Source organism: Faecalicatena orotica (assembly GCF_003149245.1).
Lineage (GTDB): Bacteria > Bacillota > Clostridia > Lachnospirales > Lachnospiraceae > Faecalicatena_A > Faecalicatena_A orotica.
In genome coordinates this window covers 245436-271399 of record NZ_QGDL01000002.1, presented here as the reverse complement: position 1 = coordinate 271399, position 25964 = coordinate 245436, and the positions used below count along the sequence as shown (strand labels likewise).

The 25964-nt window shown below is 38.5% G+C and carries 26 protein-coding genes and 1 pseudogene; 6 read left to right on the top strand and 21 right to left on the bottom strand.

Features of this window, described 5'->3' with window-relative positions:
* Window positions 1-43: 43 nt before the first annotated feature.
* From A8806_RS05085 to A8806_RS05050, 9 genes and pseudogenes are all read right to left on the bottom strand, one after another.
* Window positions 44-511, bottom strand: a complete 468-nt coding sequence (locus tag A8806_RS05085; RefSeq protein ID WP_109730237.1) for a low molecular weight protein-tyrosine-phosphatase — start codon at window positions 509-511, stop codon at window positions 44-46.
* Between the two features lie 174 nt (window positions 512-685).
* Window positions 686-3106 (bottom strand): AAA family ATPase, encoded by a 2421-nt coding sequence (locus A8806_RS05080; protein WP_109730094.1) that lies wholly within the window; start codon window positions 3104-3106, stop codon window positions 686-688.
* A gap of 30 nt (window positions 3107-3136) precedes the next feature.
* Window positions 3137-3844 (bottom strand): ABC-three component system middle component 1, encoded by a 708-nt coding sequence (locus A8806_RS05075; protein ID WP_109730093.1) that lies wholly within the window; start codon window positions 3842-3844, stop codon window positions 3137-3139.
* Window positions 3841-5418, bottom strand: a complete 1578-nt coding sequence (locus tag A8806_RS05070; RefSeq protein WP_109730092.1) for an ABC-three component system protein — start codon at window positions 5416-5418, stop codon at window positions 3841-3843. Before A8806_RS05070 ends, A8806_RS05075 begins: the two co-directional genes overlap by 4 nt.
* A gap of 115 nt (window positions 5419-5533) precedes the next feature.
* A pseudogene (locus A8806_RS26985) lies at window positions 5534-5985 on the bottom strand (PDDEXK nuclease domain-containing protein); the annotation flags it as partial.
* Complete coding sequence (locus tag A8806_RS26090; protein ID WP_181368602.1) at window positions 5951-6172, bottom strand: hypothetical protein; 222 nt, start codon at window positions 6170-6172, stop codon at window positions 5951-5953. The gene A8806_RS26090 and the pseudogene A8806_RS26985, both read right to left, overlap by 35 nt.
* Window positions 6173-6195: 23 nt before the next feature.
* Complete coding sequence (locus tag A8806_RS05060; protein ID WP_109730091.1) at window positions 6196-6588, bottom strand: hypothetical protein; 393 nt, start codon at window positions 6586-6588, stop codon at window positions 6196-6198.
* Window positions 6589-6785: 197 nt separating this feature from the next.
* Window positions 6786-7277 carry a hypothetical protein gene (locus A8806_RS05055; RefSeq protein ID WP_109730090.1) on the bottom strand — a complete coding sequence of 164 codons (492 nt, stop codon included), beginning with the start codon at window positions 7275-7277 and terminating at the stop codon, window positions 6786-6788.
* Window positions 7278-7362: 85 nt separating this feature from the next.
* Window positions 7363-8505 carry a hypothetical protein gene (locus A8806_RS05050; RefSeq protein ID WP_109730089.1) on the bottom strand — a complete coding sequence of 381 codons (1143 nt, stop codon included), beginning with the start codon at window positions 8503-8505 and terminating at the stop codon, window positions 7363-7365.
* A 967-nt stretch (window positions 8506-9472) separates the two neighbouring features.
* Here A8806_RS05050 and A8806_RS05045 point away from each other — a divergent pair.
* Window positions 9473-9688: a helix-turn-helix domain-containing protein gene (locus tag A8806_RS05045; protein WP_109730088.1), complete on the top strand. Its 216-nt coding sequence runs from the start codon at window positions 9473-9475 to the stop codon at window positions 9686-9688.
* A 66-nt stretch (window positions 9689-9754) separates the two neighbouring features.
* Window positions 9755-11737 carry a DNA cytosine methyltransferase gene (locus A8806_RS25975; RefSeq protein WP_112132949.1) on the top strand — a complete coding sequence of 661 codons (1983 nt, stop codon included), beginning with the start codon at window positions 9755-9757 and terminating at the stop codon, window positions 11735-11737.
* 42 nt (window positions 11738-11779) lie between these two features.
* Here A8806_RS25975 and A8806_RS26400 read toward each other — a convergent pair whose 3' ends face one another.
* The 4 genes from A8806_RS26400 to A8806_RS05015 form a co-directional block, all read right to left on the bottom strand.
* Window positions 11780-12727: a hypothetical protein gene (locus A8806_RS26400; RefSeq protein WP_109730087.1), complete on the bottom strand. Its 948-nt coding sequence runs from the start codon at window positions 12725-12727 to the stop codon at window positions 11780-11782.
* Between the two features lie 12 nt (window positions 12728-12739).
* Window positions 12740-13990 (bottom strand): MvaI/BcnI family restriction endonuclease, encoded by a 1251-nt coding sequence (locus A8806_RS05025; protein ID WP_109730086.1) that lies wholly within the window; start codon window positions 13988-13990, stop codon window positions 12740-12742.
* Window positions 13987-14505, bottom strand: a complete 519-nt coding sequence (locus tag A8806_RS05020; protein WP_181368590.1) for a helix-turn-helix domain-containing protein — start codon at window positions 14503-14505, stop codon at window positions 13987-13989. The genes A8806_RS05025 and A8806_RS05020 overlap by 4 nt, the downstream gene beginning before the upstream one ends.
* Window positions 14506-14647: 142 nt before the next feature.
* Window positions 14648-15109, bottom strand: a complete 462-nt coding sequence (locus A8806_RS05015) for a very short patch repair endonuclease (RefSeq protein WP_109730235.1) — start codon at window positions 15107-15109, stop codon at window positions 14648-14650.
* 263 nt (window positions 15110-15372) lie between these two features.
* On the opposite strand from A8806_RS05015, the gene A8806_RS05010 reads away from it, so the two are divergent.
* Entirely contained in the window at window positions 15373-16446 is a 1074-nt protein-coding gene (locus A8806_RS05010) for a M24 family metallopeptidase (RefSeq protein WP_109730084.1), read from the top strand.
* A gap of 59 nt (window positions 16447-16505) precedes the next feature.
* Here A8806_RS05010 and A8806_RS05005 read toward each other — a convergent pair whose 3' ends face one another.
* Window positions 16506-18263 carry a DUF2075 domain-containing protein gene (locus A8806_RS05005; RefSeq protein WP_109730234.1) on the bottom strand — a complete coding sequence of 586 codons (1758 nt, stop codon included), beginning with the start codon at window positions 18261-18263 and terminating at the stop codon, window positions 16506-16508.
* 279 nt (window positions 18264-18542) lie between these two features.
* On the opposite strand from A8806_RS05005, the gene A8806_RS05000 reads away from it, so the two are divergent.
* From A8806_RS05000 to A8806_RS04990, 3 genes are read left to right on the top strand one after another with little or no spacing between them, the layout of a single operon-like run.
* The gene (locus A8806_RS05000; RefSeq protein ID WP_181368589.1) at window positions 18543-18989 is read left to right on the top strand and encodes a LytTR family DNA-binding domain-containing protein; all 447 of its coding nucleotides are present in this window, start codon (window positions 18543-18545) and stop codon (window positions 18987-18989) included.
* Window positions 18990-19430, top strand: a complete 441-nt coding sequence (locus A8806_RS04995) for a hypothetical protein (RefSeq protein WP_109730082.1) — start codon at window positions 18990-18992, stop codon at window positions 19428-19430.
* 20 nt (window positions 19431-19450) lie between these two features.
* A complete protein-coding gene (locus tag A8806_RS04990; protein ID WP_109730081.1) occupies window positions 19451-19951 on the top strand; it encodes a hypothetical protein in 501 nt (166 codons plus the stop codon).
* A 2-nt stretch (window positions 19952-19953) separates the two neighbouring features.
* Here the strand turns inward: A8806_RS04990 and A8806_RS04985 are convergent, their stop codons facing one another.
* The 7 genes from A8806_RS04985 to A8806_RS04955 all read right to left on the bottom strand — a co-directional run bounded on the left by A8806_RS04985 (window position 19954) and on the right by A8806_RS04955 (window position 25937).
* Window positions 19954-20826, bottom strand: coding sequence for a DNA-3-methyladenine glycosylase family protein (locus A8806_RS04985; protein ID WP_109730080.1), 873 nt, complete (start codon window positions 20824-20826; stop codon window positions 19954-19956).
* Between the two features lie 5 nt (window positions 20827-20831).
* Window positions 20832-21485 carry an endonuclease III domain-containing protein gene (locus tag A8806_RS04980; RefSeq protein WP_109730079.1) on the bottom strand — a complete coding sequence of 218 codons (654 nt, stop codon included), beginning with the start codon at window positions 21483-21485 and terminating at the stop codon, window positions 20832-20834.
* A gap of 89 nt (window positions 21486-21574) precedes the next feature.
* Entirely contained in the window at window positions 21575-22840 is a 1266-nt protein-coding gene (locus A8806_RS04975; RefSeq protein WP_242995953.1) for an MFS transporter, read from the bottom strand.
* Entirely contained in the window at window positions 22841-23557 is a 717-nt protein-coding gene (locus A8806_RS04970; protein ID WP_109730078.1) for an ABC transporter permease, read from the bottom strand.
* Window positions 23554-24261 (bottom strand): ABC transporter ATP-binding protein, encoded by a 708-nt coding sequence (locus A8806_RS04965; RefSeq protein ID WP_109730077.1) that lies wholly within the window; start codon window positions 24259-24261, stop codon window positions 23554-23556. The genes A8806_RS04970 and A8806_RS04965 overlap by 4 nt, the downstream gene beginning before the upstream one ends.
* A gap of 117 nt (window positions 24262-24378) precedes the next feature.
* Entirely contained in the window at window positions 24379-25050 is a 672-nt protein-coding gene (locus A8806_RS04960; RefSeq protein ID WP_109730076.1) for a TetR/AcrR family transcriptional regulator, read from the bottom strand.
* 134 nt (window positions 25051-25184) lie between these two features.
* Window positions 25185-25937, bottom strand: a complete 753-nt coding sequence (locus A8806_RS04955) for a hypothetical protein (protein ID WP_109730075.1) — start codon at window positions 25935-25937, stop codon at window positions 25185-25187.
* Window positions 25938-25964: the final 27 nt, after the last annotated feature.

The window sequence follows — 25964 nt, the reverse complement described above, 5'->3', positions numbered from 1 at the left end:
ATCCCACATCTCTATCCGGCTAGTATAGGAGTTAACCCGATATTCATGAAAGCCTGTCATGTTCCAGAATATACCGCAAAAGCCCTTCACAGCCTTCCACAACATCTTTGTATGTTCTGTCAAAATTACCAGTATACCAAGGGTCCGCAATATCGCGTGGGTTATCACTGAAATCCAACAGCTTGTGCACCTTATGTTCCGGATCATCTCCGATAATCCGCAGAATATTGCGTATATTCGGATATTCCATGCCTATGATGTAATCATAAGTATGATAGTCCTGCTTCTTCATTTGGACTGCATATTTGCCGGATGTACTAATACCGACCTCTTTCAATTTCTGCACCGTTCCGTAATGGACCGGATTTCCAATCTCCTCACGGCTGGTCGCGGCTGATGCGATAGAAAACAGATCGGCCATGCCCTGCTTTTGAACCATGTCGCGGAAGACAAACTCGGCCATAGGGGAGCGGCAGATGTTGCCGTGGCAGATGAATAGTATTTTAATCATATTTTTATATCCCTTCATAAGCCTTCAAACCTTGATACCACTAGCTTTCTGGCACTTTTCTTAATTTTCGTGTTTTGCCCCAAACCTACGCTAATCTTTGTAAATCTACGCAAATCATCTGGCAAATGGTGTAGTTATAAATTTTTTTCACGCTCAAATAAGCTAATTTAAATTCTATATATTTTCTTGTAGCATAAGATCCTTCATATTAAATATTTTGACCTTCTTGTTTGCTTTAGCATATCTGTATCGCAAAAACCATTCAAATTTCTGTTCATGTGTTGATATAAATATCTGACGATCTGCAAATTCATAACGTAAAAGATCTACAAATCCTACCATATTTACGTCATCAATTGTCTGTACCGGATCGTCAATCAGTAATAACGAACATATGCTCTGTTTACCATAAACCCGATTCATGCAAAGCAGAAAAGACAACGCCACCGCCGAGAGCTGCCCCGAACTCATACTATACAAAATATCCTGCCCATCAGCAAGAGAGTTAACCAACTGAATATTTTGAATCTGATCATCTGTAGAAATAAAAATACTTTTTCCATTGAATTTCTGTTGAAGTATTTTCGCTGTATATACATACAACAAAGGTTCTATATCGCAAACAATTTTCTTTTTATACGCCTGCACACCTTCTTCAAGAGCTATTTTATACCTTTCCAGTTCATTTATCACATTTTTCAGATTTCCTTTTCTATTCTGTGTTTTCTCTAATTCAGAGTTCTTTTCTTCCAACTCTTTTTTGTTAAAATTATAATATACAGATTTTATGTACTCTCTTTTTTGTTTAAGTATATCGCTGGAAACTGCCAAAAACTTTTTCTCATCCTTGTCATAGAATCTGTCAAATGCTTCCTCAAATCTTCTGTCAATCAACTGCAACTTCACATCATCTTCTATCTTCTTTAAATTCCCTTCCAGTTTTTCTAACAAAATTGTATAACCACTTTTAATTTCCACTGATTCCTCTTGGTATATTTCCGGTAAATGTAAACCCACCTGATTCAATAAGTGTTCTGTATTTAAGATTTTAAGCCTGTTCTTTTTTACCTCCTGTAGTTTCTGATACAATTCATCTGAGATAGTGTTTTTTAGTCTCCGCTGTATCTCTGTTTCCAATTTTTCAAAATAATCTGTGTATAGTTTATCTGCTATACTTTTCATTTGGATTGCAGACGTATCTGACAACGCATCTAAAACTTTTGTTTCCTCTTCAATCTGTTTTCGCAATTCGTCTCGATCTGTATAAGACGCGCCGCACAGTGGACAAACAGAATCACCTATTGCCTCATGTTGAATCATCTCCTCGGTATATCTAACCAAGCTCGTTCGTGTATCCTGAAGAGATTTCAAAGTTCCCGCCAAAACACCCATAGTCGTTTTTAGCGTCTGCATAATAATAATTTGTTCTTTTATTTGTCTAACTTCTGCTTCTTCTAATAAATTTTCACCTTTGATAAAATCCCAGTTAAGCGCTTCATATTTCCGTTCCTCAACGGATTTTAAAGCAACTCTATACTTCTTTTCTTTTAAATAACGTGTTTCCAATTCGTTCTCTTGTTTTAATAAACTATAAAAACGAAATGAAAATTCAAGCAAATGCTCATCGCAGACAATCTCCCAACTTCCATCAAAAGGGTTGATTAAAGCCTTATACGGTGTATTAAACAAAAAAGTTTCACATTCCTTTCTGTGTTCTGAAAAATAAGTTAAATCTTCAATCTCTTTCTGAGACTTTATATATATTTCTGCATTGAAAGAAACCTTTTCCTGATCCCATAAAATACTCTTTTTATCAAATATTTTCCGATATGCAATCTGACCCTTTACAACTGTTCCATCATCAATTTCAGTCACACAACTTTCTAGGTTCTTAATTTGATTCTGTAATTCAATTTCCTTTTCCTCTAACCGTTTCAAGTATGATCTATCATTCCGTTTCCTTGTATTACTTAGAGTTTCTAGTAATCCTTCAACCCTTTTTTCTTCATTCTCCCATTTCTCCGGAATTTCAAACAAAAAGGACAAAGACTTAACCTTTGTTTTTTTTGCTTCCTTTAAAAACTGCAGATGTTCATCCTGTGACAAAAAGCAGCATTTATCAAAAACCTCTCCGGTGTCTTTCATCCTCAGAGACCTTAAAAATGCATCCTGCATGCCTACTTCCTGTCCATCACACAGGATTTTTCTTTCAAAGCACTCAAAAATTTTATGTGGATTGTTTTCTTTTGTAGCAGTTTTTTTCATGTTCTTAGGTGGCTCATAAAAATATCCTATTTCTACGTTCTTCCCATTGTCTTCAAAATGTACTTTGACATATGCCGGCTTCTTTTTATCAGCAATTAAGATTTTATTATCAAATGCTTCATTTTTAGCAATATCAAGTTCTTCACTGTATTTCTTGATTCGTTTGATTTCACCCGTAAAACAGAACTCTATTACATCAAAGACGCTTGTCTTTCCATATCCGTTAGGGCCGTTAAGCAGCACTACATCTGCTGTATTCATATTTTGTATATCATGAAATTTCTCGGTAAAGAGCTTAAAATTTTCCGCTTCTATCTTTTGTATTCTCATTTTCTTCTCTCCCTCAATCAACCCGATGTTCTAATCCGTCAAAGTATCCAGCCATCCATAGAATTTATCTTCGTCTTCTACTTGTTCTTCCAGTTGTCTCACAATACTCTTAATTTTCTCCTGATCTATAGAATAAATTTCCATTTTCTCCTGAATAAAACTCTCAACTGTACGATACTCTTTTTGATTCTCCCTCTGATACACCTCAAATCTTAAAAACGGTAGCTTAATAAATAGATTCATCAAGAAATCATACACATAATTCCCCCGACTATCCTCTTTGTAACTGATAAACTGTTCATTCGCAATATATTGCCTACATACTGACTCAAATTTTCCAACATGTTCCTGTGCAAACTGCTGCATCTTTTGTGTATATAAAAAAACGTGTTTTGTAAAATAACTTAAGTCTTCTTCAATCAAGCTGATTTTTTTACTCAACTCATTGATCGTACCCGTTTCAAAAGTTTCATAATACTCTTCATCTGACGCCTCTAAACAGTACAAACATAGTATATTTTTATCCATTCCAGATTCATATATATCCTCGCTATCTTTTATTTTCTGGAACAGTTCTTCCCTCTCTTTCCAAAGAGACAGCAATTCTTCCTGATTCTTTAAAAAGAAGATCATGTAATAACTTTTATATTGTCCGCTATAAAAGGAAACTGAATAATTCTTATACTGGAAAGTCAGTCTCTGTTGAGACTCAAAAAGTGCTTCAATAAAATCTTTCATCTCTCGTTCTCCACCTCTTCAAGAAATCGTCCAAACGCTACAAACTGTGGTTTTTTTGCTACATATATACTATGTTTTTCATCATCATTCCCCATATCATCTTCTTCCAATTCATCTGGCCGTATTACAATGCAACTGTCATCCCAGACAGACGAAGGTGCATTCAATCGTGAAGTTACCAGTTGATCCGCATCGAAGATTGTTTCGATCAAATCCCGATTAGATTCCAGCGCTTTTATAATATTCTTAACAGTCTGAGCTGCACGTGGATTCGTAATTGCTGTTATAAAAGCATTTTTCCTTTCATTCATAACTGCAATAAGTGTTTTATCTGTCTCTTTTATAAAGTGTTTTTCCGATATTTCTTTAATAGCTGGGAATACAGATTCTAACATTCCATCTTTCATGAGCAAACTAGCCAAGCACTCCCTATTTGTAATCCTTTTATCACATTCTGGATTAAGATTATAACACATTCTAATAAAATTATCCCTTTCAAGAATATTTTTTCTATAATCCGGCAACTGCAGTTTGCACTGCTCCTCCTGACAATTATTTTCATTCTCATCTAAACATATTTCGCAATACTCTTCTAACCAATCATCATATATCCTCTTTAATGCAAGAATATTGGCTTCTTCCTCATACCTTTCCAAACTGTCATTTAAAATATTTTCAAACTCATATAAGGGGATCATGCAAAATGCATTCTTCTTTTCTTGCAAAAGTTTGTGTCGTGCAAGAATTTTATCACTGACAAGGCATAACAATACATCTGCTATATATTCTAGCTGTCCTTCACTTAACCTCGCACTATCTCCCTTATATGCTCTCACACAATCCACTATTCTGGAGAAAATTTTTGTTCCACTACAATAATCATCTCCATCATCATATATAAATAATTCAACTTGCTCATTGATATCACATACATACAGATTTTCTTTTAGGAAACAAATCATTGAATCCAAAGCACGCTCTGCACTTATGCCATCCTTATTGTTACAGGCTTCTTTTATGGCTTTTTGTAATTTCCTATACTCTTCACGCTCTATCTTAATGATTTTTCCCAAACCGCAATCAGCAAGCACTTCTAGTGTGGCATCTAAATCTTTTCCTGTTTTCAATTTTTTATTTAAAGAGCAAAGATTTTCAAAAACTGCTTTAACTTCACAATGCCATTGTTTTACTACATCTTTTAAGTCCTTATCCTTTCCAAAACATATTGGATTACTGACATGAAGGAAAGCCTCCGGATTACCTAAATTATTTTTTGCATAATACCCCTTTTCAAGCATCAATTGGGTCAAAGGTCCTCTATATTTTGAAATATTTCTATCTGCCTGATTCTTCACCTGATGAATAGATTCGTATTTCTCCCCATCCCCATCTTTGTAGAGAAAAGATATGTCCTCACATTTCTCCATTTCCACATAGTAATTTTGTATTTCTTCTTCCTTACCTGAAACACTCAATTCGTATATCTTTTTGACAGCCAAATAAACAGCTATGCGCCCTTGATATACAAAACCACTCCACGTTGGTACCGCGTCATGCTCAAAAATATTTCCCATAATTGTCCTCTCAATTTTCTGTAACCCCAGACCATAATTCTCAATTTAACTATTCTTTAAATTTTCGTTAGAATGAACTTCTTTCTAACTGCAATTTCTCTATATTAATTAAATCTTATTCTTCATTTTCCATCAACTTTTTCAATTCTTCTTTACTCGGTAACACAGTCAAATATTTACTTGCGAATATCTAACTATTTGCCTCTGGCAAAGTCATTTCTACTACTGCATAATTTTTATTTTTACATAATAAAATTTCAATTGTTGGATTTTCATCTTCCAGTTTTACCTTACGATCATAATAATTCACATACATCTGCATCTGACCTATATCCTGATGCTTTAATCGTCCTATTTTGAAATCAAAGAGTACAAAGCAACGTAATAAACGATTAAAAAACACCAAATCCACTCTGCACCCTCTTTGTCTCTGCTCAATGCTAACCGTTCATATAATGCACTGTCATATTGTCCGCCCAGTTCCTTTACGCCCCATCCGTTCCTAACCGCCTCGATTTTATAAAAATGTCGTTCATCTATATTGGGAATTTGGGCTCGGAACACATATGTTGTAAGTACACCGTTTCTTATGCAATTCTGGACATTCTTCAAGTTTCTGTAATAATACAGCGATTTCCATAGGGGGTTCAGTAATTTCAGTCTCGTCCATATCAGAATCTTCATATTCTAATACCTCCGGATTTACAATACACCAATCTTTTAATGCTTTTTTCCCTCTGCTATTATTTCCCATTTATGATTTCCTGTCGCGTTTATTCATCCTAATATTTCTAGCCAGTCCATTCTTTTTCGAGTATTGCTCAAATTATTCAAATTCAAACCGTACTTCCTACATATTTTTTTGTCTGCCTCTTCTATAGTCACTGGTGCTTTACTCACAACGTCTAACATTTCTCCAAATAAACGAAATCTATCTTGCATTAAATCTGCCAATTTCCTTCTAGTCGGTTTCTCAGCAAAACTGTAGCCCTTATCTGATAAGACTAAACTACCTGAGTGATTATAAACAAGTCTCATCCCCTTTAAAAATGGTGCATATACTCGCCAAGTTTGAGAATTGACCAAGTCTCCAGTAAATGGGACTGCATTTAAATCACACTTCTCACCTGTTTGAAGTACTTTCACAAGTTTTTTACAAGTTCTTACCAAATCTGTTTCCCACCCCTTAAATCAGGAATAGACAACTTTTTTTCTCCATTCACTTTTTTGCTTTTGTACATCTGCTAATAGAACATCAGATACTTGTTTTTTATCCATATTTCCCCTCTTTTCATTTTTCTCCTTAATTAAATGATAGCTACACGCCATTTTCTTATTAAAAGGTATTTATTGCATTATGAGAATGTTTATTCCTGTTTTTTGTACACAACTTTACACTGTTGATAGAGTTTTTTCGTTAATGACAGATTCCATGCATGCATTCTACTATGCCAGCGTTTGTTCTTCAAAAACGTATTCCAGTCCATTTCCACCACTGTCTGCAACTCATAGTCGTCATCAAACTTACATACAATAACATACTCGAACTTCTGGCGATCAGGTACCTCTGATCCTGGTTCTTCCAGTCCATAAAACACACCTGTTGTAGTATTGCTCGTTGATTTTATGCTATACCTGTCTCCTTTTCTGCTGATAGCGTCAATATTTTCTGTGCCCACCGGTGCAGGCGCAAGATTAGGTATACCGGGCGTACTATTATATATTTCAATTGCCAGATATTCCCCTAGTTCCCCTACTACATTATTTGTTCTAATGACTTTACGTCGTTTTAATTCCTTAATAGTCATACTATATAAATGAATTATTTCCTTTGTATCTTTTTCATGTAAATTTTCCATTTCATTTTATCCTTTATATTCCTTACAATTTTTAGTCATTCTCTGAATAACAATCCTAATACTTCGTTATTACATTGTTTTATATCTAATCTATTAGACCACCTACAAGTGATGGAATAGTTTCTCTAAGTTCTCTTTCCAAAGCATTTATATCTAATACACAACTTTGATCTCGAACATACACTTCTACATTGCGTAACCAAAAATCCAAAGAAACCCAACTATCATTATTTACAAGTTTAATAATATCCTGCAAATACTCCCTTATCATAATTTCATGATTTTGGTTTTCTAATGCCTTTGTATATTTATCTGTAAAATTGCATTTTTCAAATAAATTTCCATTAAAATAATTCGGATCAATTTTATGGGAAATTTTTAAATAATTAAGCATTAAATATGCCTTATGTAGCACATAAAGAATTTCACTTTTGGGTAACTCTTTTACGCGTCTAACTAAATTAATTAGTTGCGCAAAGGACTCCTGTAAATCATTATTATTTAAGTATGTTATTGCATCATTCAGGATACTCTCTTTATAATAAAATTCATCCTGTTGCTCCGAAACATATGCCACCAAAAATTTTGCCAACTCATAATATCTTTCTTCACCAATGTATTGGACTATCTTTGGCTTCTTACCATCTTTCCTTCTATAAAAATGCCACCCCGTTTTCAAGTAAGGTAAGTATATAAAATAAACGATATCATTTGTTATGGTTACCGCAGATAGAACAAACCATCTAATGCATTTGGATATGTTATTGCTTTCTAAAAGATAGTCTAAATTAATTTCATCTCCATCTATTAAGCCACCTACAGGTATAATATTTTCTGAATCAATCTCTCCTCTTACACTCAATTCATCTAGTACCCCAAAATCATTTTTAATAATATCAATTCTAATTTTCACGTTCAAGATGGGCGACTTTTGAGAGCTTTTTGCAAAAATGGTACCATTTCTTACATAGAAAAATGGCAAAGATCTCTCAAATTTATCCTCCTCCTCCATCTTATGCTTACTTTCCTTCTGTTTTTCTTTTTCTATACGTTCGTATCTATCTTTACTCACCTGAAGAAAATACATTAAACTCGGCACAGATAAAGGAAGGGTCAGTTCAATAAATCTAACAAGTGCCAAATTTCCACTTAATAAATGTATAATATTATCATTGCAGTAATAAATCCCCAACAAAATGATAACATAGCCTAAAATATATTTAAACAATAGAACACCTCTTTTCTACAGTATTCGTAAAATGTACCATTAAAGTAAACTCTTCCATATTATTTTTCTTAAAACACAAATTTAATAGCTAAATTATTTCCCTTCTGTTATTTACCTGATTTTATTTTAACAAAATAATTACTAAAAACCAACAATCTTTGATTTTTACTTAAAACCTATTGTAATCTTTGTTCTCAACGGGTGTCTTCATTGGTCACCTTTTTTTTATTATTATATCTATCGAGTTATACATTGTCTCCTCATTTTCTTTGTTAAATGAAAATTTTCACCTTCCACACCATCAAGGGCATTGTCGATTATAAATTGGGCATGGAATTATTTTTTTATTTTTGGTTTATCAAAATTTTATAAAAAAGTACTTGTTTATCAACTTCCCCAAGTGATACAATACGAACATAGTAATTTTTTCTATATGATTTTTTCAGAATTCTTAGCACAGTTTTGGTGCAGAATACCCCGTTTTATCACCCCGAATGTTTAATCTACTCATTAAAATAATTTCCTATTACCGCCTTCCTAAAAGCCAAACAAATACACTCTCTCCTTTCAACTTAATGTAAATATCCCTCTTTATTGGAACACAGTAAACAAATCTTTAAGATCATTAACATAGCTTTTCCGCAAAAAAATCAATCAAAGACTATATGCTAATTAAATTCATTATCACGCTTTTATTCTAGCGAATCTAAAGATTTATGTTGTTTTCTATTGTATCACATGCTATTATAGCGTGTATGGAAATGATCAGGTATACTTGCTGAATAAGATGTTACTTTGTAACTCAAATGTACCTTCCAGTATACCTTGGTTATTGAATGATAATAAAACAGGGTGTCCTCCGGCATAGTTAACTAATTACATAGATTTATCCCCATCGAATTTCTGAAAGATTATATCTTCAATCATGGTAGATGAATCATCATATGGGATATGAAGGAATTTATATATGAAAAAGATTTGCTATAAGAAACTATGGAAACTCTTAATTGACCGGGACATGAAGAAGAAAGATCTTCAAAAAGCTGCTGGTATTAGTTCTGCGTCAATTACCAAATTAGGGAAAAATGAAAATGTTAGTACCGAAACATTAGTCAAAGTATGTAATTCTCTTAATTGTGATATCTGCGATATTGTAGAAATCATTAATGACGACACTGAATAATATACTTTTCCCTCAATTGCCCGATGTTATAACTTTCGATCTAATCATACTCAAAGGAGAAATTATATGGCAACTTTTATAGACTTATTCGCTGGTGCCGGTGGATTTTCAGAGGGATTCTTACAGGCTGAAGCTGCTGGAAAAACCTTTGATTTCCTACTTGCAAGCGATATAAATCCGACTTGTGAAGTAACGCATCGTATGCGTTATAATTACCAACTTGGTCTAGAAACTAAGTTTTTAACCAAAGATATCACGGATTCCGACTTTCTTGAAATATTGAAAGAAGAAATTAATAATCAAAATATTGATGTTATTGTCGGCGGTCCCCCCTGTCAATCTTTTAGTCTAGCCGGAGTCAGAAAAACAAATGATAAAAAAGACGATTTGTTTTCCTATTACCTGCAAGTCATTAAAATGCTTAAGCCCAAATATTTCGTTATGGAAAATGTGTATGGTATACTAACCAAATATCAAGGTAAGATAAAAGAACGTATTATTCATGAAATTAACAGTATTCTTGACCTATCTGTACTGGCCCGGTATATTACCACATCTGAAGAATTAGTATACAATAATCTTAAAGGATTTGAACAGGTTGAAGCAAAGTATTGTATTGAAAAATTAAAAATCTCATTAGATAAGGAACAGCAAGAAATTGAGGTTAGTGACCGCTACGTTACTTCTATAAAAAAATTACATGACGGGGACTTTAATAAGGATGAATTGGCCTTTATAAAATGTGCTCTTCTTAAAGAAAAAAAGAATATATCTCACAAATTACTAGACAAATATTTAGATAAACTGATTAATATTTGGACGGATGCTTTTAGGAACAGCCCATCGGTTCCAGAGGCTGATCGAAATGTTGTCCGGGAAACTCTAGCGTTAATGAAACAAAGAGGTGAACTGTATAATCAGAAAATGGCTCTCAAAAAGTCCATCAGTGATGCCCACCTTACAGATTCACCTTCAAAAAGCCACTTTGATGCTGCCGTGGAAAGCATGGAAGACGACACCTTATTAAATATATTTTTTAATGGATGTCAGGTTGCATCTAATAAAGCTGAAAGTGATAATGCTAAAAATGTGATAACCGAAGTTAAACTTGCAATAAACATATTATACGAGCTTGCTACTAATACAGTTAACCGCTTAAACTCTATCTTGTTTAAGCATTTGGCACAAAAGGATATAGACAAATTAAAAGCTGTATCATCAAATATCCGACTCTATAATATAAAATCAGAACAAGTCCTCCTTGCCTCCGATTATGGTGTACCTCAAGATAGACGCCGGGTGATATTTATAGGTTGCCGCAATGATCAAGTACTTATTACAAATATTCCAGCTACTGTTGCTGAAGGGGAAAAAGTAACAGTCAATGAAGCACTAGATGACCTCATGGGAATCCAGAATGGTTCTATGCAAACAGAGTATGATCCAGACGTATATCAAAATTCATTAGTTGATAAACCACTCAGGGAAGTGAATGGAAAACCTAATGGTACTGCACCAATGAAAACATATATTGACTGGTCAAGGGATGGACGTTTAAATCCAAAACGTTTTTTAAAAAAGAAGCCAACGTATACTAGTGCTAGCTTTTGGGCAGATGCTCATGAAGATGAGTTTCATGAATATGAACTTGCAAACCACCAGATGTCAAACCAGAATGAAAAAGTATGCCGCCGCTATTCACTAATGAGGGAATGCGGAGATTTTGATCTGGCTAAGGCCAAATATCCGAATGACCCATCAATGAAAACAAATAAACGAGATTATCATTGTCTTCATGCCAATGAACAAAGTACTACCATAATGACATTAGGCGATGATTATTGTCATTATGCCGAAAATAGATCTTTGACCGTTAGGGAAATGGCACGCCTCCAATCCTTTGATGACGATTTTGTATTTCAAGGAAAACGTACTACCGGTGGGGATCGTAGGAAAGTTGAGACCCCCCAGTACACCCAGGTAGGGAATGCCGTCCCCCCCCTTATGGCCAGAGCAATTGCAGAAGAAATTCTAAAGAATATAAATTAATGAGTAAAATGGGGCAGTTCAAGTTTTATCTGCCCCATTTTTTCACATTAACTGAAAATAGTTATATGTACTCCCCAGTTCTGGAATAAACGCTTTAATCGTAGTTATGTGGCTATCATTACTCCCCGTTTTTAAATTACGATTCAGCATCTCCTTTACCGAATTCGCTATTCCAGCTTCGGATGGTAAGCCCCAATAATTTCCTCCAGAAAGATACATCACCCTGAAAACGCACAATGAAGTCTTTTTAATCTTCTCCAATTTCACTGTAGGCACAGTAACAAATGAATAAGTAAAACGTTTCACATCAGTTATAGAATACCCATTTAATCCAACACTTACCCCTGACCTGAAGTTTGTTGCAGCATATACAGCATCCCAAAGCATTGGGATCTGCGCATTATCATTCCAGTTTGTCTTACATTGAATAATATGAATTTCTATATCATTAAAATCTCTAATACATAAGGCATCTAAAATTTCAAGGATATTATACTTAGACCTATTAGTCTTATATTTATGGATATCATCCCCATTCGTATCTTTTATAGAAATGCTATCCTTGTCACAAAAATAATCCAATTTATCCGGGAAAGTGATAGCTATTAGGTCTGATTCTGTATTTGAAGGAAAATTACCATAATTTACAGTTATAGCATCATTAATACAAGGTGGCATTAACTTTACATTATGCTTTATTACTACTGTTCTTCGACCTATTAAGCATAAATTCAAATACCAACATACCAATGCCTCCCAATTTGCGCCCCCTCCCGATACATCACTCTGAGATCTGGCTTTTGATGTATTTGTGGTATAAAAGATATCTCTTAACGAATCCCCTAAATTGAATAATTGATACGCCGTTTTTAATGGAGCCAACCCTTTAATTTCTGCCGCCCATGTTCGCCAAGCCTTTTTAAAACCTTTAGTGGCAAAAAGTTGTCTAATTGATTGTTCTCTTAAATATTCAATAATATTCTGTTGCATATTATCCTCCATTTACAAATCAACAGTCTCGATTCTACCAAATAACTCTGACTTTGCATAAGGCTTGATTCTCCATGCATTACCGTGATTTTTACCACTGTATCCACCCTCCTTCGTGGTATATCCACGCCAATCGTAGGTAATTACCCCTGATTTTATCAAGGATAAAAATGTCGTAAATTGCGGTGCTCGTGAAAACTCAATTTCATTATATTTAAACTGAACCATGTCTCCAACAACACGGCTTTCAGCTCTTACCCAAAGTGTTGATGGGTGTTTAATATATAACTGTTCTTTTAAATCATCAAATGTCCAAAACGCTGCAACCTCACGCCTGCTGGTTACTGGATTTTCCCATACCAAATTAACCGTCCTCTCTTCATCATTTACGTGAAGGTAAAACCCTTGGCTATTTTGTGGTGCTTCGAAGGAACCTATTGTGATATAAAGGCTACTATAGCCTGAATGAGTTTCGGAATCATAACCATATAATCTTGTAAATGCGGAAACACGCTTTCTATCATTCAGTTCGATATCAGCAACTCGAGTTCCATCAAATCTAGGTCTTAACGTGAATAATGTATCCAACGTTCTCCCATTACCTTTTGCCTTAATTTCAATCAAGCCATTATAATCAGCATTACTTCGATTATTTGTACCTATTCCCAAAAGAGATTCCAGAGTATCTCCGACATCTTTAGGAGCAATTGCGCCAGGACCTTTTGAGTTATCATAAAACCCTCCCCTAATAATTTCTCTAAGAGTTGGCTTTATATCTTCAAACAATTGTGCAATAGCATCTGACCCGATGGCATTTAAAATATCCTGCTCCGTAGGAATATTGTGAGTAAGATTAATAAAATATATCTGTGGTTGCCCATCTTGTTTTGTAAAGGTAGATATGTATAAAAGGTCCCCCTCATTAATTTCACGTTCGTACATTTTGCGTCTAATAGTTTCAATTGAAAACCGACGATCTCCACGAGAATTTGCTACACGATAAAATTTCATATTTACCCATTCTGTTTTTCCTCTTTGAACAAATAAAGCCCTATGAGATATTCCATACTTACCACCATTCATCATCTGATCATATTGAACTATCCCCCAGGAACTGAGTAAATCCCTCAAAATCCCATTTGCATCCAAATTATTTTTATCAATCATTGTGAAAGTCATTCTTAACAATGCATAATCCTCATTTCGATATTTATGAATAAGGTTTATCACTTCGATCTCATCTGAATAAGGTGTAAAAATCATTGTCTTTCCTCCTCCGAAATACGTGAAAATAAATTATACATATCTCCATAAACAGCAAACGCCATAGCATACAAAGTTCTTAAAGTGGGGTTTCTATTTTTCCTATTTACAATTCTGCTTACCATTGATTCAGATACACCTGTCTCAAAATATACATACATCTGCAACTTGTCTAATTTTTGTAAATATCTTTGAAAATTCTCAATAAAAACCAACAGATAATCATCTTCTTGAAATCCTCCTGAAAAATTCTCACCAGATTTCGGATCCTGTTCCATAAAGTTTCTTGAAAATAACGCTGGATAAGAAACATTAAGAACTTTTGCCAATTTAACAGATGTTATAAATTCTATATTTTGTTTACCATCTTCTAATTTGGATAAACATGTTCGATCATAATTAGCTAATTCAGCTAAAGCTACTAAGGACAAATTATTTTTTATTCGAGCTTTCCTTATGTTGCTTCCAAAAATGACCAATACCTTATCGGCGTTAAACTTATCATCTTGCCACACTATTCTCACCACCCTTATTTTTCTATCTTGGTGTAATTATACAGTTAAATTCCCTTCTCCAATTTACTTATAACCATCATATTTACAGGAAAATAACCCGAGACATAAAATCTCGGGTTATTTTTATCAGATCTACATTATTTTATTCGCTATCATCAAGCGTAAGGCAGGCGTCATTAACAAGCTGTTCAAAGATGCATTCTTCTATAACTGTCACACAACGTGCAGTATCTTTAACAATTTCATCCCCCCAGAACCGTATAACAGTCCACCCCATAAACAATAACGCTTTATTATTTTCCTCATCGCGTTCCATATTGCGCAAGATTTTATTCTCCCAAAATTCTGCATTATTCCCCCTGCGAATCCTCGGACGTAACACCGTATACCAGTCTTTACCATGAAAAAATTCAGAATCACAAAATATTGCAATCTTATACTTTGTTAATGCAATATCAGGTTTTCCTGGCAGTTTCGAATAATTCTTCCTGTAACGATACCCCTTATGCCACAAGGCTTTTCTAAGTTTAATCTCAATTGATGTATCCTTAGAATGAATGTTGGACATAGCTTTGTGACGTTGTTCCTTTGTAAGTACATCCACCAATCTTATCCTCCAGTACTATTATATATAATTATTCTACCACTCCCCTGACTATAATATCAATTCACATATTCATCTATGGCAATCACCTAGTAAAAGAATGTACTTTACCCTCCCATTTTTTCACATCCCCCCACAAATTCATTTTACAATTCATATTCCTAATGAATTTTCAACATTCTTATTCATTTTCATGAATTTTTTCTCCCATTGTGATATAATGCATATACATTAATTTTTACATAGAGAAAGGAGATTCTAAAATGAATGAAAGAATCAACCGCGTATTAGAAAAAATGGAGAAAAAGGGCCTGAGTCAGTTACTTGTATCTGACCCATTGAGTATCCGTTTTCTGACGGGAATTATGGTGAACCCTGGTGAAAGGCTGTATGCACTTCTGCTGAGATCCAGCGGAAATCACACATTATTCCTGAACTATCTGTATTATGTGTCCGATACAGGATTTGAAGAGGTATGGTTCAGTGATATGGACGATCAGATTGCTGTTCTGATGGAGCACATTGATACAAAGAGTGTACTCGGTATCGACAAGACATGGCCGGCACGTTTCTTAATTCCGCTTCAGGAGCGCTGCCCGGAATTAAAGACTATCTGGGGTTCTGACTGCATTGATGATGTTCGTGCTGTTAAAAATGAAAAAGAAATCGAGATCATGAAGCATGCTTCCGTAATTAATGACAGTGTTATGGAGAAAGCTGCTGCATTTATTAAAGAAGGCATGACTGAAAAAGAAGTTGCTGACTTTATTGATGCTGAATATATGAAAGCAGGTGCAAGCGGGTTAAGTTTTGATACGATCGTATGCTTTGGCGCAAATGCAGCTGACCAGCACCATACACCTAGCGAAACGAGAACACTGAAAGCCGGAGAATGTGTCCTGATCGATATGGGCTGTATCTGGGAAGGATACTGCTCCGATATGACAAGAACTTTCTACTGCAAGAGCGTAGATGAGGAACAGGCTGCAATCCATGACCTTGTCCGCACAGCTGTTGAGAAAGCTGAAGCAGTGATTAAACCGGGAGTTCGTTTCTGTGATATTGATGCACAGGCAAGAGATCTGATTGACGAAGCCGGATACAGCGAATACTGGAGAATCCGTCTCGGCCACTTCATCGGTCAGGAAGACCATGAATACGGCGATGTAAGCCCTATCAATAAAAATGTGGCTGAGCCTGGTATGATCTTCTCTATCGAACCTGGTATTTATATTGAAGGAAAATATGGCGTTCGTGTCGAAGACCTTGTCCTTGTAACAGAAGATGGACATGAACTTCTGAACGCAGTAGATAAAAAATATCGAATCGTTGGTTAATTTCCACAAATTCAGAAGGGGTTTATGATAGCTAGATATCATAAGCCCCTTCTCCATTTTTAATGCGACACTGCCTCTTTCAAAGCTTTCCTCAACTCCTCATCGCATGCATAGATATACAGTCCATTTACCCCGCGTGTCATCAGAACACGGACTTCATGCTGGATCAGGACTTCTCCGAACTTTTTCCGGGTCCCGTCCGATAAGGTACGGTTCCGGGTAGCTTTTATATTAAAACTCTCATCCGGGTCAAAAATAATTTCCCCGTTCCGGTATTTTACAGACGGGCCTAAAATAACGCCTGCGTAATTCAGGTCAAATCCCTGTATTGTGAAAGTGGACCCTACTTCATTAATTGTCTGAGGCTGTTCGGCCCAGGAAAGTGTTTTAATTTTCTTCTTTTCCCGTCTTCCTAATTCTTTTTCCAGTTCACGGTTCCAGGGTTTATGCCAGTCCCCGATCAGCACCTCCCAGTATTTTTGAAGCCGTTTTCTTTTTGATGGTTTTTGATTATATTCCCAGTCATAAGTAGCTATCATTCTGGAGAGCTCACAATCCTCTTCTCTGGCCTTCTTCTTAATTGCAGCTTCCAGCTCTGCGGGAAGATCAAAGATTTGTATTTCATATCCGGTTTCGTCAACAGGAATCTCAGACACTTTTTTTGCTTTCGTGAAATTGTCTATCCATGCAATTGTTTCTTTTGATGCAGCCATTCTCATCTGATTCTTCAATTCAAAATAATTGCCTTTATGTTTGGCGAATTTTCTATAATACTCTAAAGTCTTCGCTTCCCAATACTGCTCTGTCGTTAATATCTGATTTTCATCGAACATGACAACCGTAACGCGTGCCCGGTTTATAATATCTTCAAGCTGATTTTCTCCCCTGTATGATTGTTTACCCTGTGTCAGTAATAAATGTGCCTCATCGATAAAGGCTACATCTATCGGTTCGTCCATTGAATGGTGATTGATAAAGGTCGTTGGTTTACATACCACCTCGCCATAATGATCTTTCAAACCGAGTTTTTCTGCTATCTGCTGATATACTGTAATCTGTTCATCATGGTTTACCATTAAGCAGCATTGCAGATCGTTTTTTTTAAGATTCTCTGCCCTTAAATATATCTCGTAGAAAGTACTGCTGTTGAGAACAGTTTTCCCTGTTCCCGCCTCACCGTCAATGAAAATGAGCTGGCCTCTTTCTTTATTTTTCAGGGCAGTAAAGACCTTTTCTATAATCAATTCTTTTACATTTTCCTGCTCCTGTGTCAGCTTATGTAACGGGGATGCCTTAAATAATGCGGAATCCTTTATTGCACTCTCTTTCGGAAACAATGCTGAGTCTGTCTTCCTCAGCTTCTCCCAGATCAGCCGGAAGATTTCATTCATTTCATCGTCTGTATAATACCGGTTCTGAAGATTGCTGTTTTTATTGTGTATTTTCTTGACGTGATCAGTGCTCATCATATAAAGCATAAGCCGGTTTTCAATGTCCAGCGTCAGGGACTTGTTAAAATGTTCATGCCCGATAATATACAGGCTGGCTGGTTTTCTGGTCAGCTGATTCTGCCATTCTGACACATTTCCGGATTTGGCGTAATGCTGCTTTGTCCTCTGGATTACATTCCCCGATTCCCCGATATATACCTCGTAGTCATCACTGTTTTTCCAATTATGGATATAAACCGTAGGATAATCTAAGAGTATCATCTTTTCCTTTTCAGAAGATTGATTCTCTAATTTGTCCTGAAACGCCTGTAAAGCAATTATATTATCTTCTATTCTGTGCACAATGGGTTTTAATTTTGTATTCATAATTACCATGTATGCTGTTTAAGAAAAGTTTAAACACATACTTTTCCTTTCTCTCTAATTGTAACTTGAAATATGTTGTCTGGACGGCCCTGTGAGGATGCTTTTTTACAGCCATTGTATATATTTTATCATTCCTGAATACTTTTCTCCATATCGTTTTTTATTTTCTGCACTCTTTCCTCCCTGTGCGTATCTCATCCCCCAAAAATGTATTTCATCTCATTCCCATCGTATTCCTCCTCACTATCTGCTATGATATATCTCAGGAGGTGGTTTTATTTGCGGGTTACGATAAGGAATGTTAAATCGAAGGCTGAAGAGCAGGTTACCATAGAATGTGTGGCTCTGACACCGGAGTTTGAAGATATTAGAAATTACTGTCTCGCGAAGGGGGAGTATCTTGTTGGATACACGGACGGAAATGTCCGGCAGATGGTTTATTATGACCAGATTTTATATTTTGAAGCCGTAGGAGAAAAAGTATTTGCTTATACTCAAAATCAGGTTTATGAGATCAAGAAACGACTGTATGAAATAGAAACGGAAATGATTCCATACAAGTTTATCCGTTGTTCGAAATCGTTTGTTTTATGCCTGCTGAAGATTAACTCGATGCGGCCTGCCCTGAATGGACGGTTTTGCGCCCATATGAAGAACGGGGAAGATGTGATCGTATCCCGGAAATATGTGAAACAGGTTAAGAAAGCTATTATGGAGGATTTGTAAATGGAATTGAAAGAGTTTTTGAAAAAGATAGTCTGGGTATTTCTGATGATTCAGGCGGGCATCACCATCGCGATCGGGGTGGTTGGTCTATTTACCCATATACCGAATACATTAAGTCCTGTCGCATTTTTTATGCCGTTTGTCTACGCATTTTTCTGTACGCTGGTGTCTCTGGTCACTTATTCCTCAAAGGAACTCAGCGTCAGGAGCCTGCTGATACGCAAGACAATTCAGTTTATCCTGATAGAAGCAACCGTGCTTTTTATCACGTATTCCGTCAAAGCGCTGGTGAACCGATTTATGATCATTGCTGTTGCGCTTTCTGTCTTTATCATTTTTGTACTGCTGAACCTCATTGATTATTTTCTTTCCAAAGCACAGGCCGATAAAATGACGGAAAAATTAAGGCTTGCAGACCAGTTTAGAAATGCCGATTCATAAAATGAAAGAGAGGATTCCTTATGAACCAGAAACGTTTAAAACAAACAGGCAGCACTCTTGCAAAAATAACACGCGTACTTTTCTGGATACAATTTCTGGAGATGGTTATTGCCGCATTTCTCGTCTGCTGGCATGAATTCTTCCCCAGTCATTTTGTCCTGCATTTTGTTTCCGAAGAACTGCTGTTTCAGTTATGTGTCTCCTTAGTAACAGGCGGCTTTATTCTGGGCGTGCTTGCCAGGTTCAGGAAGCTCTGTGGCTCGCTTTCCCAAAATGGAGATCCTTTTCATGCAACCAACGCCGCAATTTTAAAAAGCATCTCCATAACCGTTCTGGCCGCCTCATTTGTCCTGCCGGCGGCGGAAAAGGTTTTTGTGGAAGCATTTCATCTCTCCGGTTGCAACACAGATGCCGCATCCCTGAGTGTCCTGATCATGCTGACAGCCGCTTTGTTATTCTTCCTGTCGGTCCTCTTAAAGTCAGGTGCAGAGCGTTTCCACGATGCATCGTTATACAAGTAGTCTTATGCCAGCAGTTCGTAATAGAAGATGTATTGCTGCATCACACCCTCACAGCCCTTGTATCTCCGCTTCGGAAATCCCTTCGGGTAATGTTTTTTCAAGGCCTGATTGATATGGGTGTCGACCGGAAATGCTTCCAGCTGGTGGAGGGCGAACAGGCAGATACAGTCGGCTACCTTCACTCCGACACCGAAGAGTTTCAAAAGTTCCTCTTTTGCTTCCTGATAGGGCATTGCCCTGACAGCATCCAGCGAAACCTCCCCGTTTGCGATGCTGCGGGCGGTCCTGACTACATATTTGCTTCTGTATCCGAGATTGCATTCTTTGAGTGCGTCTTCCCCGAGGACCGCCAGCGCCTCCGCCGTTGGAAATGCATGGTAAACGGTTCCATTCGCAGCGGTCTTTTTCTCGCCGTACTTCTCACTGATATTCCGGATGCACCTCCGGATACGAACAATATTGTTCTGCTGGGATATCAGAAAGGATACGATCATCTCCCACAAATCCTGATTCAGAATATGTATCCCCCGGCCAAATTCAGCCGCATTCATAAGATATTGGTCTTTCGGGTTAATTCTGCTTTTATATTCCCCATAATCCGTCTCCAGATCAAAATAATGTTTCCAGAAATCTTCATACTCAGAATCTGTACATCTGAAAATGCACTCGTCCCCACTCTGGGTAACTTCCAGATACCGGTCCCCTGCTATGACTTCATATGTGCCGCCCTCTATCCGGGTCATCCTGAAACACTGCCCGGAATTACAGATCTGTTCTATGTCAAAACTCTCAAGTATACGCTTTACATATAGTCCGTTTCTTCTGTCACAGTCCCCGTAAACACAGTCCTCGTAAAATCGCTCTGCCTTCACCATATTACTCAGCTCTTTGCCTCCTCTTCCACACCATTCTTCGCACAGATATCTGCCAGACAGCATTTCTCACAGTATGGTTTTGTCCTTGCAGTACATACATCTCTTCCGTGATATACAAGACGATGGCAGAAATCACTTCCCTCCTTGGGCGGAATGATTTTCCACAGCGCCATCTCTACCTTTTTCGGGTCCTTGATCCCGTCTACAAGGCCGATGCGGTTCGTCAGGCGGATGCAGTGCGTGTCTGTCACGATTGCGGGTTCCCCGAACACATCCCCCATGATCAGGTTCGCACTCTTTCGTCCGACTCCCGGCAGTTTCAGCAGTGCGTTGAAATCCCGCGGAATCTTTCCGCCGTACTCATCTTTCAGCATTTTCATACAGGCACTGATATCCCTCGCCTTGCTCCTGCCCAGCCCGCACGGCCTGACAATCCTTTCAATATCGTCCACGTCGGCTTCTGCCAGTGATTCTACATCCGGATACCTGGCATACAGGTCCTCAACCACAACATTCACGCGGGCGTCTGTGCACTGTGCTGCAAGCCGCACACTCACGAGCAGCTTCCACGCCTGGTCATAATCGAGGGTGCAGCCTGCATCCGGGTATTCTTTTCTCAGTCTCTCTATTACTTCTAATGCTAATTCTTCTTTTGTCATATCGCTTTACCTCCAGATTCTGTACTCATTATACCTTAAGAAGCCGTTTCTCTCCACTGGAAATTATAGCGATATCAGGTATTCAATATTTACTCTGCCACTTTCTTATTATAGAATGCGATGATTATACTCAGTACCGCCGCCGAATAGAAGACTGCCCATGCTCCCTTTCCGAGCTGCTCGAACACCAGACCGTAGATCGTCTGTCCGACCGGCTGTGCACAGGTAGAAACCGCAATTACCCATGCAATGACTTTTCCTACCATTTCCTGCGGTACCGTTATCTGGATGAAGGACATGATCTGTATTGTGTATATGGATGCAATGGCCATGATGACCAGCCCGGCCGCGGCAAGGACTGCATATGACGTCCAGGGTGAACAATCCAGCATCAGGACGATTCCCATTGGCAGCATGAGTATTCCGCAGGATGCCAGAAGCTTCCAGCTCTTGCTGATCTTCAGTTTTTCTCCTAAAATACCGGCACCGATGCCGCCCAGTAACCCCCCGACTGCCAGAATCCCCTGCATAAATCCATACAACCTTGATGCCTGACTCTCACTGAAATCCAGTAGCTGCAGGACGATAACCGGAAGCCCGATGATCATCAGCGAAGAGAGAACGAGATTTACCCCCGCACAGCAGAGAGTCAGTCTGCCGATCTCCGGCTTTTTCTTTGTTATAAAGGAAAGACTTTCTTTCAGATCTTCGCCGGTTTCACGCAGTATGGATTCGCTTCGTTCCCTTTTTACAAGGGGCATGCGGATAAAAATTTCCATGACAGCCGATATGAAAAAGCACAGTGCCGCTGTATAAAGAATCGGGTAGATCCCCCACAGGCTGTATGCAATCCCGCCCAAAGCCGGACCAAGAAGGCCGGAAAGGGAGGAAATCATGTTAATAACCGCATTCGCAGTCATGACACGATCCGTTTCTACCAGGGCAGGAATACTCGCCTGCACGGACGGCTGATACGCCCCGCTGATTCCATAAAGCATAAAAAGCATAACCAGCACGAGCCCTGTCAGATTCACTCTTCCATACAATATGAGGAATAGTACCGTCAGTCCGGATGTAAAGAAATCCAGAAATACCATGATGTTTCTCTTATTCACCCTGTCTGCAATGATTCCGCCGACCGGCGACATGACTGCCAGTGGTAGGAACGCAAACCCGGATACGATTCCAAGCAAAGCCGCCGACCCTGTAACATTCAAAAGATGGATGGGCAGTGCAAACCGCATCACCGCATTTCCAAACAGAGAGATGATCTGTCCAGCCACCACAAGCCAGAAATCTTTCGTAAACCCGGTACTCTGTCCTGCCGTCATTACACTCTTTTCCCTGCTGCTCATCTATTTTACCTCCATATTCTTTACTCTGTGTATAATCTTCATCGTAATCACTGCACTAACCGCAAGTGTGGCCCCCACGGCTGCAAGCAGGAACAAATATCCCTGTAACCCTGAGGAAAACAGGCTTGCCGACAGCATATTTGCAAGCGGAATTATGATAATCAGTGAAGAAACAATTTCTGTCACAACGGATGATTTCCAGAATCCAAACCATAAGGAAATCAGGGCTATATTCCCCGCCATGACCGCCATCCCGGCGCTGTAAAGAAGCACTGCCAGAGCCTCATTTACCCCAAATCCGGTCTCCAGAGGCCTGAAAATGAAGGATACAACTGCAGCTGCCAGCATCGCGGCCAGATTGGTGACCAATGCTCCTCCGGCCGTAAGCCCCCATGTAATTGCCATTTTGGTCCGGATCAGTTCTTCCCGCCTGATCGGATATGAAAAGAGCAGCAGAACCTGTTTCCCGATATAATCTTCCAGAACTGTCCTCGCATTGAGAACCGCCCCGAAGACTGCAAATTCAGCAAACGTCACACAGGATACCAGCGTAGTTATGTTCCCCCAGACCGGGTCTATCTGGCTGAGTTCCATCTCTTCTTTTGGCATCAGCATAAACAGCATTGCTACAAACAGGCTGAATGCCGCCATTCCCAGTGCCGCATACAGGTATGGCCTTTTATTTATCTTTTTCCATTCCAGATGAAATAATCTCATATTGTTCCTCCTTTCATGATCTGCAGAACTTCCCGCTCGAATTCTCCGGCTTCTTTCTCTCTGTATTCCTTCATACTGAACTCCTTTTGTATCTTCCCGCCTGCTATGATTCCCACTGTATCCGCCATCTGTGCAATATCCCCTAAGATATGGCTGGATATCAGGATGGTCATGCCGTCCCCGGCGGACTTCATCAGCACCCTTTTCATCTCATCTGCGGCAACCGGATCGAGACCATTGAACGGCTCGTCGAGTATTAATATTTCCGGTCTATGCAGCAAGGCCCTCGCTATGGCCAGACGCTGGCGCATTCCAAGGGAAAATGCAGATACAGGCTTTGAACCGATCCCCTCAAGGCCTACTGTCCCAAGTATTTTCCCCACATCTGCCTGCACTCCCATGTATTCCAGATGCAGGTTTAAATTCTCCTCTGCCGTCAAATGCTCATAAAAGACCGGTACCTCAATCAGACTGCCCAGATATCTCTGAATCTCTTCCTTATTCTCCCACGCCGGCATCCCATGCACATATACACGGCCCGAAGTCGGCTCCAGAAACCCTGCCGCCAGCTTTTGCAGCGTTGTCTTCCCTGCCCCGTTCACGCCCACAAGCGCATAGATTTCTCCCTTTTCTACTGTCAGTGAGCACTCCTCCAGAACAGTGGTGTTTCCATATTGCTTTGTAATTCTCTTTACTTCTATCATATATGCCTCCTTTTAATACCGACCGTTGGTATGTATTTAGGTAAAAAGTGTGCCGCCTGCAAAAACCGTACCTCCGGCAGCATAGCGGCGTTCCTCTTTTACACTGGTAAACAGCTATTATTTTTTATTTTTCTGATTCTCATTATTATTATAAATTCTCGCATATTCTTCGATGTTCCGGATCATATCTTCTGTAATAATATCCAGATCCAGAAGCTTTAATAAATGACCGTAGAACTTCACCTTCTCTACCATCTCTTCCGGCCCGCAGTGATAAACCATAGGATTCAGCCATATGTCTCCGAGCAGCATCATCACTTCGGCCAGCTGACGGGGATACTCCGTATGAATAGACCCGTCCTTCATCCCTTCCTCTATCACCTTATAGACCATATTGGCAGCATCCTGCTGGACGGTATCGCGGAAATACGTGATCAGCAGCTGCGGATTCTTCAGCATATCAGGCGCAGCCTGAAATATATCCTTCTGGGCCGGATTCGACAGGGATAAAACAAAAAGTTCCTGCAGCTTCTCCTTCCCGTTCAGATCTGTTCTGCTGCAGATCCGGTACATCGCAGCCTCCGAACTTGAATAAAGCATTTCAGCTACAGCAGTCATGATCTCTTCTTTTGATTTGAAATGGTGGTAAATAGCCCCCTTGCTCAAACCTCCTAAATAATCGATGATATCCTGAATTGAAGTATGATCGTATCCGCGCTCTATGAAAAGCTGGGCTGCAGTATCAATGATCAGATTCCTAGTCTCCTCAGGATGTTTGTTTCTAGCCATAATCTGCCTCCTGTGAATATCCGGTTCCATTTAAGATCCGGAATTATAATACTATGTCTTTTAACATACTAACGGTATGTTTATTATACATACTGCCAGTATGTTTGTCAAACAATTTTGACATATATTTAGATTTATTCAAAAAAGTCATCCCCCCACTGGTCCAGTTTGTATTCATATTCCTTTTCCAGTTCATCCAGACGGTTCTGGATTTCATCTGAATAATGCTCTGAATCCATATTGCCCATTACGGCATTGATAAAAGAGTCACTGACATGAATTTTCCAGATGCCGTCCTCTTTATATGCTCCCACCGTAATATCCAAAACAGAGAGCCCCTCTTCCTCTTCCATGATACTGACCACGCTGTTATCACCGTAATCTATTTGATGGATATCCCGGATCATGGATATCAGGCCCGTTCCATCACTGCTTATCATATCCTCCATGATACTGATCTCATATTTCCCCATCACATCTGACATATCAATATTCGTGACGGTCATATCAATCTGTGCTTCCTTCCCGGACACCCGCACATCTTTTATTTCCCATGAAAGATTCTGTACAATCTTATCGGCAAACTTCTTATTTGACCGGTACCGCTTTCCCTTCAGCCCCGGCTGCTGTAATTCATTGAATATCCGGTATTCCTTTTGTGTGGGAATACCAATCCAGTTTCTGTGTGTTCTTACATAATTATCTGTCCTTGCATTAAATGCATCCAGATCCAGTTCTTTCAGCGCTTCCATCGAATCAAGCAACACTTCTTCCGGCGTATCAGTCTTTGCTTCTGCCGTTCCTGCTCCACATGCTGTCAGCCCAAAGACAAAAAATATCAGTATTGCAAATGACGGTATCAGCCATTTCTTTTTTTTCATGTTCATATTCCCATCTCCTTTTTCGTACCTGCA